General features: G+C 28.6%; 3 protein-coding genes. All 3 read left to right on the top strand.

Annotation, left to right across the window (positions count from 1 at the left end):
• Positions 1-209 precede the first annotated feature (209 nt).
• Genes IEW44_RS15780 through IEW44_RS16165 form a run of 3 tightly spaced genes read left to right on the top strand, consistent with a single transcriptional unit; the run spans position 210 to position 2688 of the window.
• Positions 210-2006 carry a YfhO family protein gene (locus tag IEW44_RS15780; RefSeq protein WP_229704283.1) on the top strand — a complete coding sequence of 599 codons (1797 nt, stop codon included), beginning with the start codon at positions 210-212 and terminating at the stop codon, positions 2004-2006.
• A 23-nt stretch (positions 2007-2029) separates the two neighbouring features.
• A complete protein-coding gene (locus IEW44_RS15775; RefSeq protein WP_188616017.1) occupies positions 2030-2392 on the top strand; it encodes a hypothetical protein in 363 nt (120 codons plus the stop codon).
• The gene (locus IEW44_RS16165; protein WP_188616016.1) at positions 2389-2688 is read left to right on the top strand and encodes a YfhO family protein; all 300 of its coding nucleotides are present in this window, start codon (positions 2389-2391) and stop codon (positions 2686-2688) included. The genes IEW44_RS15775 and IEW44_RS16165 overlap by 4 nt, the downstream gene beginning before the upstream one ends.
• Positions 2689-2837: the final 149 nt, after the last annotated feature.

Here is a 2837-nt window from a genome sequence, read left to right as displayed (position 1 = left end):
AGTCGAATTCCACCGCGAACTTTATCAAATAGATATTGGATGATTTTGGTTAATCAACACGTGTGAATGTGTATCTGTATCTACGGATATTATTTTACAATAGGGGGATCTTTTATTTGGGAAAGTGATGGATTCTCTCAACACTTTCTATTGTTCAACGAATATATAGAAATATTACAAAATTTACTAAAAGGAGGTAGTTTTCCTCAATGGATTGGTCTATCGGTGCAGGTGCTGATACCATTACTTCATATGGATACTATGTTATAGGAGATCCTTTTGTATATTTAGGTGTGTTTTTTCCTGAAAATTTGAGAGAATTCTCTTTTCACTTATTAATTTTTCTTCGTATTTGGTGTGTTGGAATAAGTTATATCTTTTTTACTAGAAAGTTTAAGATCTCACATCAAGCAGGACTTTTGGGTGCAGTAATGTATACATTTAGCTTTTTTGTTATATATAATGTAAAAAGGCACCCCTTTTTTATTATGCCCCTGATTTTGTATCCTATTCTTTGTTTAGGTGTAGAAAAGATATTGAAAAAAGAATCCGGAATAATTTTTAGTATAGTAGTAGCTATAAGCTCAATGGTCAACTTTTACTTTTTTTATAAATTAACCATCTTAACTTTCATCTATGGAAGTGTTAGATACCTTACACTATATGGATTCAAAAACATCAAGCACCTTTTTCTTACCCTATGTCAATGCATAATTTATTATCTTATTGGCCTGTTTATCGGATCAATTCTTTTTTTACCAATGGTAGGAGGGTTTTTAGATGCGTCTCGTCACACTGGTGAAATAACACTTAATTTAATTCATTATCATATAAGTTATTACATAGTATTAATTCATAATGCTTTCGTACCGTATTCTTATTTATGGTCTGTAGGAGGGCTTTCTATATTTTCCCTCTTTACTATTATCTTTTTTATGCGTACAAAAAAAGAAAAGAATTTTGCAGCAATAATTTCATTGCTTCTAGGCGTATTTCTATTGATTCCTTTTTTTGGTTCATTTATGAATGGGATGTCGGGTCCATATAATAGATTCAGTTTTGTTATCCCTTTTTTTATTGCTATTGGTAGTGGACAGTTATTAGATGCACGAAAAAAAGATTTGAAAATTGCTAAATATTTGTTAATTATTTTCACGTTAATCTATCTAATTGCGGCAATTTTAGAAAATATGTATACTTTTTATTTGACACCAATAATTATAGGCTGGGCAATGTGGCTTTTATTCTCATATGAAATAAAATTTAGTCTCTTTAGTAACAAAATTTCAACGATTTTTATTGTATTAGTTATGATCAACATGGCTACAAATGCTATGAACCTGTATTATTCGTATGGTAACAATTCTATATCAGATACTGTTGAATTGAATACTTCCATATCTAAATATAAAGATTTATATGGAGGTCTTCAAAAAGATTTACCTAAAGATGAATGGTATCGTGTAGGAGTAACTTCACAAGATAAAGAGATTCGTAATCAATTTATTTATCATGACTTAAAGGGATTGAGCACTTATTTATCAATAACAAATAAGTATATTTCGAATTTCGCTAAAGAGATGGATTTCTCCACCTATCAGATTATTCAACCGCTACGGAATGGTTTAGATGATCGACGCCTTATGAATTATTTTTTAAACGTTAAGTATATACTAACTAAAAAGGAAAACGAAAACTATCTTCCAGTAGGATATAGAGTAATAAAAGAAAGTACTAGTAATTCAAATTATATTTTGGCCAAAACAGAATACTCTTTTCCATTTGCTTACACAGTAGATAAAATTATGTTTAGAGAGCATTTCTCAAAATTAAACCCACTTGAAAAAGAATATATCTTAACTCAAGGTGCAGTTTTAGAAGATAGCATAAGTATACCTACTAAATCTTTTGAAAAAGGTTTAAATTCACATTTTAATAGAGTTGAGTATTCTATAAAAGATAATGATCTAGATACAAAAAAAATAAATGGAGTCAATTTGATATAAAAGAAAAAGAAACCAAAATAAATGTGAAAATTAAAGATATAAAATCTATTAAGAATCATGAGATTTTTATAGAGTTGAAAGGATTAAAATACGAAGAATTAAATAAACCTTTTTATTTTCCTGAAAATACAAAGTATGATATGAAACTATTATATGGAGATAGTGAAAGGACGTTTCGTCAATCTGATAAATATTCATTTAGTACTTATTTCAATAGAGAAAGTGTATTTATAAATTTAGGGTCTGTAAAAGAAAATATAGAAGATATTGTAATTCAATTTGAAGATGAAGGTAGATATACAATAGGTGATATTGTAATTTATGCTAGACCTATAAATATGAAAATCGATGAGGAAATTATATCAGAAAAACAAAAAACCAATTGAATATAAGTCATTTTGAAAATGAATATATAAAAGGTCAAGTTTATCAAGATGAGTCTAGTTTTCTTGTGACTACAATACCTTATACAAAAGGGTGGCAAGCTACTGTAAATGGTGCTGAACGAAAAATTCTACAGACAAATATAGGATTTATAGGTATTCCATTAGAAAGTGGTAATTCAGAAGTTATATTTACTTATCAAAATCCATATATAAAGACAGGTATGTATTTGAGTATACTAGGAATTGTTCTACTATTAATATCTCAAGTATTGTTTATAATTCAGAAGGATAATTAAATATCTTTTAATGGTATTCAAGGGGATGGTATGGTACATGCTACAGCACAAGATTTATTAAAATTAAGTACAGTATGGCAAGGAGATGCGTTACTACATGTAGCCAATCGTCAAGCGATAACAGCACCTAATCAAACCTTTGCACAAGG

The organism is Lysinibacillus alkalisoli, from assembly GCF_014643595.1.
Classification (GTDB): domain Bacteria; phylum Bacillota; class Bacilli; order Bacillales_A; family Planococcaceae; genus Metalysinibacillus; species Metalysinibacillus alkalisoli.
The sequence above is the reverse complement of the archived record's forward strand: the minus strand, read 5'-3'. Positions and strand labels throughout refer to the sequence as shown.